Annotated in this window: 12 protein-coding genes; 4 read left to right on the top strand and 8 right to left on the bottom strand. The window is 50.9% G+C overall.

The window, feature by feature from the left end:
• Positions 1–200: 200 nt before the first annotated feature.
• On the top strand, positions 201–458 hold the full coding sequence (locus M3P05_RS19790) for a hypothetical protein (RefSeq protein ID WP_249701852.1): 258 nt from the start codon (positions 201–203) through the stop codon (positions 456–458).
• Between the two features lie 5 nt (positions 459–463).
• Here the strand turns inward: M3P05_RS19790 and M3P05_RS19785 are convergent, their stop codons facing one another.
• The 6 genes from M3P05_RS19785 to lptM all read right to left on the bottom strand — a co-directional run bounded on the left by M3P05_RS19785 (position 464) and on the right by lptM (position 5,302).
• Positions 464–970 carry a hypothetical protein gene (locus M3P05_RS19785; RefSeq protein ID WP_249701851.1) on the bottom strand — a complete coding sequence of 169 codons (507 nt, stop codon included), beginning with the start codon at positions 968–970 and terminating at the stop codon, positions 464–466.
• A gap of 502 nt (positions 971–1,472) precedes the next feature.
• Complete coding sequence (xerC, locus tag M3P05_RS19780; RefSeq protein WP_249701850.1) at positions 1,473–2,372, bottom strand: tyrosine recombinase XerC; 900 nt, start codon at positions 2,370–2,372, stop codon at positions 1,473–1,475.
• Positions 2,372–3,097, bottom strand: a complete 726-nt coding sequence (locus tag M3P05_RS19775) for a DUF484 family protein (protein WP_249701849.1) — start codon at positions 3,095–3,097, stop codon at positions 2,372–2,374. The genes xerC and M3P05_RS19775 overlap by 1 nt, the downstream gene beginning before the upstream one ends.
• Positions 3,094–3,924, bottom strand: coding sequence for a diaminopimelate epimerase (gene dapF, locus M3P05_RS19770; RefSeq protein WP_249701848.1), 831 nt, complete (start codon positions 3,922–3,924; stop codon positions 3,094–3,096). The genes M3P05_RS19775 and dapF overlap by 4 nt, the downstream gene beginning before the upstream one ends.
• Complete coding sequence (lysA, locus tag M3P05_RS19765; protein ID WP_249701847.1) at positions 3,915–5,174, bottom strand: diaminopimelate decarboxylase; 1,260 nt, start codon at positions 5,172–5,174, stop codon at positions 3,915–3,917. Before lysA ends, dapF begins: the two co-directional genes overlap by 10 nt.
• Positions 5,174–5,302 (bottom strand): LPS translocon maturation chaperone LptM, encoded by a 129-nt coding sequence (gene lptM / locus M3P05_RS19760; protein ID WP_249701846.1) that lies wholly within the window; start codon positions 5,300–5,302, stop codon positions 5,174–5,176. The genes lysA and lptM overlap by 1 nt, the downstream gene beginning before the upstream one ends.
• A 137-nt stretch (positions 5,303–5,439) precedes the next feature.
• Between lptM and cyaY the strand changes: the two genes are divergently transcribed.
• Entirely contained in the window at positions 5,440–5,766 is a 327-nt protein-coding gene (gene cyaY / locus M3P05_RS19755; RefSeq protein WP_249701845.1) for an iron donor protein CyaY, read from the top strand.
• A 1-nt stretch (position 5,767) separates the two neighbouring features.
• Here cyaY and M3P05_RS19750 read toward each other — a convergent pair whose 3' ends face one another.
• Positions 5,768–6,010, bottom strand: coding sequence for a hypothetical protein (locus tag M3P05_RS19750; protein ID WP_249701844.1), 243 nt, complete (start codon positions 6,008–6,010; stop codon positions 5,768–5,770).
• Between the two features lie 48 nt (positions 6,011–6,058).
• On the opposite strand from M3P05_RS19750, the gene M3P05_RS19745 reads away from it, so the two are divergent.
• Both M3P05_RS19745 and mutL read left to right on the top strand, forming a co-directional pair.
• Complete coding sequence (locus M3P05_RS19745; RefSeq protein ID WP_249701843.1) at positions 6,059–6,781, top strand: DNA-3-methyladenine glycosylase I; 723 nt, start codon at positions 6,059–6,061, stop codon at positions 6,779–6,781.
• A 61-nt stretch (positions 6,782–6,842) separates the two neighbouring features.
• Positions 6,843–8,768: a DNA mismatch repair endonuclease MutL gene (mutL, locus tag M3P05_RS19740; protein WP_249701842.1), complete on the top strand. Its 1,926-nt coding sequence runs from the start codon at positions 6,843–6,845 to the stop codon at positions 8,766–8,768.
• 91 nt (positions 8,769–8,859) lie between these two features.
• Here mutL and M3P05_RS19735 read toward each other — a convergent pair.
• Positions 8,860–10,062: hypothetical protein (locus M3P05_RS19735; RefSeq protein ID WP_249701841.1), on the bottom strand; the 1,203-nt coding region annotated here is incomplete at its 5' end.

Raw genomic sequence — 10,062 nt, 5'->3', positions numbered from 1 at the left:
CTTGCTGCAAAAAAGCGAGCCCTAATAAACGGACGCACTCCCGACAGGAACCGGCATGTCTGGCAGCGTGTTGAAAATCTGTAGAGAAAAATTTTTCGGAGAACTGGCAAGAACGAGGCATAGCGAAAGGGTCTTCCAAACATTTCGATCAAGTTTAGCTCTGAATGTTTGGAATAGTTATCTCGTGCGAATGGTATAATATGTGGAAGTCTCGCACGGTTTGCTGTGCCGCTCTGAAACTGATTTCCCTGGGGGACTGCCCCGTCATCTGCGCCAGCCAGCTGCAGAAGAAAAAGGAGAAAATAATTCTCGAAATTGGCGTCTCCAAGAATAATGTCGCCTTCCTGAATGCGAGAGAACAATTGCCTCAAAAGAGCCTGTTCACCGGTTTCCTTGCCCTCATAGGAAGCCGTCGCATAATCCAGAACAGCGACGCTCCCCAGTGTTATCAGGGTTAGTATTCTCAGAATCGGAAAGCCGATCTCTTTTTTTGGGTTGATGGCTGCGGATACTCGGGCTGATTGGTGGACGTGTCAGGCATGGACAGTGTTGATCCATCAACCAACACCACGCGCCTGTTATGCCACAGCCAACGCTCTGGACTGGCTTCATCAAACCGCTGCCCTGAAAGCTGGAAGAGCGCTTTCACGTCATGCTCATCCAACCGTTGGCGGGCTTTGCAATAGGCGCTATTGTGCGTTGTTAGTCGCATATTGTTGAGTGCAGTTTGATCGGCTGCATCTGCAATCAGAACCTTACGACAGGACTTTTCTTCACTGGCTACCTGGCGAAGGAACAGGGATAGAGTTTTCTCAGCAGGATAATTGCGAACTCTGCCAGTTCCGCGTTGCTGAAAGTTCAGTAGGTCCTCTTCAGTGAGAACAGTGGACAAGGGCTCGTCAGCACATTGCGCCATCTGGTGTAGACAGTTTTGAGTGTACTCTCTCAAGGTTGCGCTAGAATTTTTCATGGCTTGTCAGAGGCGATGGTTTTGAAAAGAACGGTGTAGAAAATCGTTCTCCCTCTGGCAAGCCTTGTCTGGTAAGGGATTAGCTCTTAAGTCAGTGCCATTGGGCTAACATTAGGTAAATTGAGCCCCTCAGCCAAGCGACCAGATAGCCAGCTTTTCCCAGAACCAGAGTTACCAACAATAACAACTCTATCCATCGGCTCCATTTGATATGCTCAGCCCAAAGGTTCCAAAACCGAGTTAATCTATAACGTCCTTTACTCGTTACACAAGCCTGCTGGATAAGCAGTTGAGAAATTCGCCAACGTATTTCTAACCTTTGTTGGTACGTGATCTGCCGGACAGGCAGCAAAACTAAAGGCTCTGCAGCATAACTGTCGAGCCTTCTTTCATTCCAGTTAGCAATAATTGTCAGTTTATCTTTCAGCAGTGGACTCTAATTGTCACTTTATCATTGAAATCTGTTGTCGCTTTTTGGTGTTTCCGACAACAACGGTAATTATTAATCTTTCTTCTTAGCCCTGGGATGCGCCTTGTCATAAACACTAGCAAGGTGCTGAAAATCCAGATGAGTGTAAACCTGAGTGGTTGAAATATCGCTGTGCCCCAACAGCTCCTGAACAGCCCGCAATTCACCGCTGGATTCAAGCAGATGGCTGGCAAATGAGTGCCTCAACATATGAGGATGAATTGGTGTATCAACACCGTGTCGCTTACCCCATTCTTTAACCCGAACCTGTACCTGCCGGTTACTGATACGGTGACCATTTCTTGAGACGAAGACAGCCTGCTCATTTTCCTTTGCCAAAGTATTGCGAGCTTTTAGCCACACCTTAAGAGCGTCACGGGCTTTACTGCCTACCGGAGCAATACGTTGCTTATTACCTTTACCCAGCACACGAACTTCACCAGCAGCCAAATCCAGATCTACCAGATCAAGTCCAACAAGTTCCGAAAGCCGTAATCCTGCTGAGTAAAACAGCTCCATCATGGCATGGTCACGCGCGGCCAGAGGGCCATTCCCGGCAACATCCAGCATGCTGGCCATCTGGTCAGCATCTATCGCTTTTGGGAGAAGTTTATCGCGCTTGGGCCCCTGTAATCCATAGGCAGGATTATCCTTGGTAAAGCCTTCACGCATCATAAAGTCATAGAAGCTGCGAACAGACGACAGCCAGCGATGCAGGCTTCGGGCACCCAGCCCGCCCATTCGCAGATGTCCCAAAACCCGCCGAACATCGCTCTCTTTCAGCTGGTCCCAGGTCAGATCATCAAGATGAGACTGGAGGCGCTCCAGATCTTTTTGGTAAGCCTTGCAGGTGTTGGCAGACAGATTCCGCTCATACTTCAGATAATTCAGCCATAACGTTATGGCGCTTTGCCATTTCAGCTTTTGGCCCATTAGCTTTGATCTGTCGTCTCATCAGTACGTGCAGGCATCAGAGGATCAAGCGCTCGAGCGACAACCTCAGCAATAAAGCTCAGGAACAACGTTCCACTGCCTACCCGAAAATCATCTTCCTTCCGGCTTCCTACCGCCAACAGGCCTAAAGCACCGTTGAAATACAGAGGGACAACTGCGGCAGAGTGCACCATTTTATAATTCTCGGGGAACAGGAATTTCAATTCCCTGTCACGAAGTTTTCCACCCATAGCGTGATTGCTTTCCAGGAACTCATCCATCCCGATTTTGCTTCCAACAACCTCTTTCGAATGGCATGGAAGGCGGGAGGAAATCGGTGAATCTGCAATCAAAACCTGGGAAACATAATCAATAGCAAAGTCATGGGACAGACTGTCCTCAACGGCATCGGTGATCTCATCCAGAGTCTCTGCTTCCATCACAGCCAGCACCAGACGCTTGGTTCGCTCAAACAGGCGATCATTGTCTCTGGCAATACTAAGCAGGTCGTTCAAACGCTCACGCAGACTTTCATTGCGCTCACGTAGCAGAGCAACCTGACGCTCAACCAGAGAGATGGTATCACCACGTTTGTGTGGGATTTTCAGCTGGCCAAGCAGGTCATCTCTGGTACAGAAGAAATCAGGATTTGCAGCCAGATAGATTTCAACCTGCTCATCTGTGAGCAGGTCAGCTTCCGCCAATTCCAGTCCGTCGTCGCTCATATCCTTATATGCCCCTCATAGACTCTGGTTGTCGGCCCGGTCATCAGGACAGGCAGATCCTGTTCTTTCCAGGTGATGGTCAGGGTGCCTCCGGGAAGGTTGACCTTAACTGTCGGTTCAAGCAACCCCTGCAAACGACCAGCAACAACAGCCGCACAGGCCCCGGTGCCACAGGCCAGGGTTTCCCCTACGCCACGCTCAAAAACCCGTAGGTTCACCTCCCCAGGATTGACCACTTCCATGAAGCCGACATTACAGTTTTCAGGGAATCTGTTATGTCTCTGGATCTTACTCCCCAGCCTTTCTACCGGTGTGCTTTTGCAGTCATCCACCAGCAGAACTGCATGGGGGTTGCCCATGGAAACAACAGCAATCTCTTCATCCCTGCCTTCAACTTCCAGCTTGTAGGTGATTGATTGGCGGTCAGCTTTGAAGGGAATTTCCCAGGGTTCGAGCTTGGGCAGCCCCATATCAACCGTGATTTCGTCATCCCGGTTCACCCGCAGTTCAATCGGGCCGCCTTTGGTCTGCACCTTGATACGTTTGCTGCCTGTCAGCTTCCGTTCAAGAACAAAAGCGGCAAAGCAGCGAGCACCGTTGCCACACTGTTCGACTTCACTGCCGTCAGCGTTAAAAATCCGATAGCGGAAATCCATATCCGGATCGTCAGGAGGCTCTACCAGCAGCAGCTGGTCAAAGCCGACACCAAAGTGTCTGTCACCCAGCTGCTGCACTTTCTCGGGAGTGAGGCGAACATTCTGGGTTACCCCATCGATCACCATGAAGTCATTCCCGAGACCATGCATTTTGGTAAATTTCAGAAGCATGCCTTCTCCCCGGGCAAACACTCCAGAGCCAGCTGGTCGGCCACTGTCTCCCTGCGACGAACCAGATCAGCCTTGCTTCCGTCCACCATAACTTCAGCAGGGCGACCACGAGTATTAAAGTTGGATGCCATCACCATACCGTAGGCACCGGCTGACATCACGGCCAGAAGATCCCCGCTCTCCAGACAGAGCGAACGCTCTTTACCCAGAAAATCGGACGTTTCGCAGACAGGCCCAACAACATCATAAACCTGCTCTTCACCTCCACGGGGAATCACAGGGTTAATGGCGTGCCAGGAGCCGTACAGAGCCGGACGAATCAGATCATTCATAGCCCCATCTATAACGGCAAAGTTCTTGTGATCTGTATGCTTGAGCAGCTCAACACGAGTCAGCAGCACACCGGCATTGGCAATAATGGAACGTCCTGGTTCCAGTACCAAAGACAGCTTGCGCTTACCAATGCGTTCGCGCACGGCTTTGATAAAGTCTGCTTTGGCAGGTGGTTGCTCATTCTTGTAGGTCACACCCAGGCCACCACCCAGATCGAGATGGGAAAGTTTGATGCCCTTCTCAGCCAGCCTGTCCACCAGAGCCAGCAGAAGATCCAGCGCATCGAGGAATGGGTCCATGGATGTCAGCTGGGAACCAATATGGCAATCCACACCCTGTATAGAGATATTGGACAGCCTGGAAGCTCGCAGATAAATCTCGTCTGCTTTCTCAATATCTATGCCGAACTTGTTGTCTTTCAAACCTGTTGAAATATATGGGTGAGTTTGAGCATCAACATTAGGGTTCACGCGCAGAGAAACGCTCGCGGTTTTGCCCATATCGGCAGCAATATCCTGCAGGCGATCCAGTTCAGGAATGGACTCAATATTGAAACACCAGACACCAACCTCCAGTGCCCGGCAAATCTCATGATCCTGCTTGCCTACACCGGAGAACACTACATTGTCCGGTTTACCACCGGCTGCAATAACCCGCTCCAGTTCGCCGACAGAGACGATATCAAAGCCCGCATCCTGTTTAGCCAGAACATTGAGTACGCCAAGGTTGGAGTTGGCTTTCACAGCAAAACAGATTTTGTGGGGCATATCTGCCAGGGGCTCAGCATATTCCTGATAGGCCGCTTCTATGGCAGAACGGGAGTAAACGTAAGCAGGAGTCCCGACACTTTCAGCCAGTTGTGTGAGCGAGACCTGTTCTGCAAACATTTCACCATTTTGATAGTGAAACTCTGACATCAGCTACCCGAACCTCCCTGCTCAACAGTAAAGTCGGAAGACTGTGTATCCGGAAGATACAACGGACCTTTCTGACCACAGGCGGTGAGCAGACAGCAAAAGGTAATCAACGCCAGGACGCGTTTCATGGTGGACTCCCGTTATAAATGCGCGTAATAAGAATCCAGTATACCTGCGGCACCGGGACTATTACAGATAGCAGCATTGCTGAACTGCTCTGTCTGTACGACAATCCGCAGCCAAAATGAGAGTAGAACTGAAAAGCATGAACGAATCAGAATTTAACGATCTTCTGGATGATCTGATGATGGCTATTGAAGATGCCATCGATGAAAGCGGCGAAGATATTGATTTCGAAACAGCGGCGGGCATTCTTACCCTGACCTTCGAAAACCGCACCCAGATTATCCTCAGTCGCCAGGGAGCCCTGCGCCAGCTTTGGATGGCGGCCCGTGCCGGTGGCTTCCATTTTGACTTCAATGAAGAGAAGAATGCCTGGATCTGCGATAGCAACGGCGAAGAGTTTTACGCCATGCTCAACCGCTGCTCATCTGAACAGGCTGGTGAAGCGATTGATCTGTCTGCCAGTTAGTTCACTGGCCGGAAGTCGCCAAGGCTTCCGGTTTTCCCCTCCTGATCCAGTAAAGAACCAGACCAGCCATAGCGAAAAGAATGGGAAGTGTTAATAACAGCAGTCCTTCCCAGCCTATCTGATATAACACGAAGCTGGATGACAACGCTCCGACAGCCTGAAGGCTAAATACCAGCAAGTCGTTAATACCCTGAGCATGATGGCTCTTCCAGTTCCTGTTGGGAACAATCAGCAGTTCCCACACCTCTTCTCACCCAATAGAATGTGAAAAAATTCACCCTGGATTTCTCGCATGCAATCCTGCAACTATCGAACGATTTATGACCTTGCTGCCACGCGCAAAGGCGGTGAGGAAAATCTTGAACTGTTGGTCAGGCAACATCTGCCCAACCCCAATCTTGCCGATGTTCCTGAAGACCGGTTCCTGGCCGAATTCACCCGCAAGGTTTTCCAGTCAGGTTTTGTATGGCGGGTTGTGGATAACAAATGGCTAGCATTTGAAGAGCTGTTCTGGGGCTTTGATGTCGATAAGCTGCTGATGATGCCGGATGATATGCTGGAGCGAAAAGCGGCTGATCCAGCCATTATCCGCAACCTGAAAAAAGTGTGGAGCATCCGTGAAAATGCCCTGATGATTCGTGAAATCAGGGATAGGGAAGGAAGTTTTCCTCAGTTCATCGCAGACTGGCCGGAGGAAGACATTATCGGCCTGTGGCAGTTCCTGAAAAAGCATGGTTCCCGCCTGGGGGGCAACATCGGCCCATATGCCTTGCGCTTTCTTGGTAAAGACACTTTTCTGCTTAGCCGTGATGTTGAAGCTTTCCTGCGAGAGCGGGAGATCATTGAAGGAGGCCTGACGACCAAGCGTAGCCTGGCTGCGACTCAGAACTTCTTTAACGAACTTCAGCAGCAAAGTGATCGATCACTCTGTGAACTCAGTCGTCTGGTTGCCTTTAGTGCAGGTGAAAACCGGGTTGTTGTCACTGAAGAAAAGAAAGAAGCCGAGCCAGCCTGATCTTGAATCAGGCTGCTGTTATCATTAATCACCATTTTTAAAATCAATTAATTAATAAAGTATGCGCAGAATCCAGTTACTCAGCCCCCGCCTTGCCAACCAGATCGCTGCCGGTGAGGTTGTCGAGCGTCCGGCATCGGTGGTGAAGGAGTTGCTGGAAAACAGTATCGATGCGGGCGCAACTCGTATTGATGTTGAAGTGGAAAACGGCGGCGTTCGCCTGATTCGTATCCGTGATAATGGATCAGGCATTCCCAAGGATGATATGGCACTGTCTCTTTCCCGTCATGCCACCAGCAAGATCAGCGCACTGGAAGACCTTGAATCTGTTGCCAGCCTGGGTTTCCGTGGTGAAGCCCTGGCCTCTATCAGCTCTGTCTCCCGCCTGACTTTGACCTCTAACCATGAGGGGCAGGACTCAGGCTGGAAGGTGTTTGCTGAAGGTCGGGATATGGAAACTATTTCTTCTCCCGCCCCACACCCGATTGGCACCACTGTAGAAGTTCGCGACCTGTTCTTTAACACACCAGCTCGCCGCAAATTTCTGCGCACAGAGAAAACCGAGTTTGGTCATCTGGAAGAAGTGGTCAAACGTCTTGCTCTCAGCCATTACGATGTCGCTTTTACCCTGCGTCATAACCAGCGCACCATTCATCAGCTTCGCCCGGCAAAAACAAGGGTTGAGATGGAGCGCCGTGTTGCAACGCTGACCAATCCACAGCTGATGGATAATGCTGTTGTGATTGATATGGAGTCAGAGTCATCCAATCTCAGACTGTGGGGATGGGTTGGCCTGCCAACATTCTCCCGCGCTCAAACTGATCTTCAATACTTCTACGTCAATGGCCGTATGGTCAAAGATAGGCTGATTGCTCACGCTGTGCGTCAAGCCTACCGGGATGTGCTTTATCATGGACGTCATCCGGCGTTTGTTCTCTATCTTGAGCTCGACCCGGCTCAGGTTGATGTGAACGTGCACCCAACCAAACATGAGATTCGTTTTCGGGATGGACGAACTGTCCATAACTTCCTGTTCAGTACATTGAACCGGACGCTGGCTTCTGTTCGCCCGGAAGATCAGATGCCCCCCACAGCCCTGGATACTCCGGCACCAGCTCCTGCTGAAGGAGTAAAAGGTGGAGAGTTCGGCCCACAGGGCAGCATGAACCTGAACCCTCTACGCCAGGAAACATCACCTTCTGCTTATAGCTCCAACCAGGCTTATACAGGCTCGAATGCAGGTGCACAGGCTGCCTTAAAGTCCCAGTCATCCCAACCCAGACCAATGGATATTCACAATCATATGGATGCTTACAAGAAGCTCCATGAGTCAGCTCCTGAAGCGGCTGTTGCGGAAATCAAGGGACAACCAGTTCCAGAGTCAAGCGAGAATGCAGAAGAAGTTCCACCTCTCGGCTTTGCAGTTGCCCAGTTAAAAGGGATTTATATTCTTGCCGAGAACGCCAATGGTATGGTTCTGGTCGATATGCATGCGGCCCATGAGCGCATTACTTACGAACGTATGAAAACCGCCTGGCATGGTGCCGGTATTACTGCCCAGCCATTGCTGGTTCCAGAATCTGTTGCGGTATCACTGGAACAGGCCGATGCTGTTGATGAGTGTTCTGACGATATTCAGAAACTCGGGTTTACCCTGGAGAGGATGGGACCGGAAACCATTGTTGTCCGCCAGATTCCAGCTCTGCTGCGCGGTGCCAATGTGTCTGATATGGTGCGAAAGCTGCTGGAAGACTTCTCCAAACATGGCTCCAGTGATCAGGTGAAAGCACATATTGATGAGATGCTGGCAACCATGGCCTGCCACGGTTCCGTTCGAGCTAACCGTAAATTAACGATTCCCGAAATGAATGGCCTGCTAAGGGATATGGAACAGACTGAGCGCAGTGGTCAGTGTAACCACGGCCGTCCGACCTGGACTCAGCTTTCCATGCAGGAGCTGGATAAGTTATTTCTCCGGGGACGGTAAGTCTTCCTAAAATTGGCGTTAGTTTTCCAGATACCTGAAAGAGGTTTTCACCCGCCTGCCTTCTGTGAAATCTGTTGAAGATATTGAGCTGCTACTTCCGCTTGACTCCCGCTCTATGGGAGTAGCCCAGAGCATCAAGAACTGTCTGCTCCTGTACTCTCCAACGATCCCTTTTCTCCCGGTTCATTCTTTCTGGATCAATAACATTTGCACGTCGGAAAAGCTCTTTCCATTCACCATCTTTTCCTCCAAGAAGCCTTAAACAGTGCGCTCGTTGGCTCAAGGCAGAAGCAAGAGAGGGATATTTTTTACATATAGCATCTGCTACAGACAGTGATGTCAGGCAGAGCAAATAACCCTCATCGTTTTCTCTCTCTTCATACTTGCAAAGAGCTTCCTGAAAATATCGAATGGAAAGGGCATGCTGAATATTTTTACTATGAATCGGAGAATTTTTATCTTCACTGGCAATAGCTTTAATTTCTTCGTCGAACTCCTCCCATTTTTTTTGCTCGCCTAAGCAGATGAGGTAGGCCTCGGTATATTCAGGTCTAGTGGGATAGGTTGATATGCAAGCTTTGGTGAGTGTGTCAAAAGTATCGTAATCCCCTCTCTCCTGGAGCAACCGAACCCGGGTGATATCGATAGTGTAATCCCCACAGGGTGTGGAGTAGTCACCGGCCTCTAGGTCCGGCTTCTTGTCCCGGGCCATGGCCTGCAGCAGCTCACCGGCCGATTGGTAATCCCCTCTCTCCTGGAGCAACCGAACCCGGGCCAGGTCAATAGTGTAATCCCCACAGAGTGTGGAGTAGTCACCGGCCTCTAGGTTCAGCTTCCTGTCCCGGGCTATGGCCATGGCCATGGCCTGCAGCAGCTCACCGGCCGATTGGTAATCCCCTCTCCTCTCCTGCAACCGAGCCCGGGTGATATCGATAGTGTAATCCCCACAGGGTGTGGAGTAGTCACCGGCCTCTAGGTCCGGCTTCTTGTCCCGGGCCATGGCCTGCAGCAGCTCACCGGCCGGTTGGTAATCCCCTCTCTCCTCCTGCAACCGAGCCCGGGTGATATCGATAGTGTAATCCCCACAGGGTGTGGAGTAGTCACCGGCCTCTAGGTTCAGCTTCCTGTCCCGGGCTATGGCCATGGCCATGGCCTGCAGCAGCTCACCGGCCGATTGGTAATCCCCTCTCTCCTCCTGCAACCGAGCCCGGGCCAAGTCAATAGTGTAACCCCCACAGGGTGTGGAGTAGTCACCGGCCTCTAGGTCCGGCTTCTTGTCCCGGGCCATGGCCTG

The sequence above is a fragment of the Parendozoicomonas callyspongiae genome (assembly GCF_023502345.1).
GTDB classification, from domain to species: Bacteria; Pseudomonadota; Gammaproteobacteria; order Pseudomonadales; family Endozoicomonadaceae; genus Sansalvadorimonas; species Sansalvadorimonas callyspongiae.
Note: the sequence above shows the minus strand (reverse complement) of the source record. Positions and strands in the feature narration are given on the sequence as shown.